Source organism: Variovorax glucosi (assembly GCF_051216695.1).
In the GTDB taxonomy this organism is placed as follows: domain Bacteria; phylum Pseudomonadota; class Gammaproteobacteria; order Burkholderiales; family Burkholderiaceae_C; genus Variovorax.
The window spans coordinates 1-772 of record NZ_JBPJZE010000046.1 but is presented as its reverse complement, the minus strand read 5'-3'; the positions used below and the strand labels follow the sequence as shown (position 1 = coordinate 772).

The following is a 772-nucleotide window of genomic DNA, read 5'->3' as shown; positions in this document are numbered from 1 at the left end:
CCGCAGCAGCGCGCATCGCATCGCCGTCTAGCGCATGCATCGACCAGCCGACCCGGCCCGAATCGAGGCTGGGCCGCACCGGCGATTGAGAAAGCACGTAGAGATAGCGGCGCGCCAGGGCGCTGGCGCGGCAATGGAATTCGTCGGGCACCGGATGCGCCCACTGCACCGCGATGTCGTCGGGCAGGAAGCGGTTGGTGCCGCGCATCCAGGAGAAGGGTTCGCGCTCGACGGTGGTGTCGAAGTGCACCACCTGCATCAGGGCGTGCACGCCAGCGTCGGTGCGACCGGCGGACAGCGTGCCTATCGTGCCGGATGGCTGCGCGGCGAACTTCGTGAGGGCCGCTTCGAGCTTGTCCTGCACCGTGCGGCCCGAGCGCTGGCTTTGCCAGCCCTCGTACGCTTGGCCGTTGTACCGGATACCGAGCGCCAGCCTCACGAATTCAGGAAGAACGACAGGAGCAACCGCTCAGCGCAGTTCTGCGAGCAGTTGACGGGCTTGCGACTTGAGGTCGCCAGCGCTTTCGGCTTCGACTTCCTCGACCAGCGAGCGGGCGCCTTCGACGTCGCCGATGGCTTGCAGTTCGCGAGCGAGCGACAGCTTGACGGCGTGCGGGCTGTCGTCGCCTTCATCGTCGGGCGCGGTAGCCGCAGGCCTTGCGGTTTCGGCCGAGCGGGCAGCCGGCAGGCCTGCCAGTGCGCTCATGTCGAACTCGATGAAGCCCGAATCGCCCTTCAGGTCACCGCGCACGGTGACGGCTTCGTCGTTGTT

2 protein-coding genes are annotated in these 772 nt (G+C 67.4%); both read right to left on the bottom strand.

The window, feature by feature from the left end; genetic code table 11:
* A partial coding sequence (locus ACSFA3_RS22675; protein WP_435507727.1) for a tRNA pseudouridine synthase A occupies positions 1-439 on the bottom strand: 439 nt, incomplete at its 3' end.
* Between the two features lie 30 nt (positions 440-469).
* Positions 470-772: FimV/HubP family polar landmark protein (locus ACSFA3_RS22670; RefSeq protein ID WP_435507726.1), on the bottom strand; the 303-nt coding region annotated here is incomplete at its 5' end.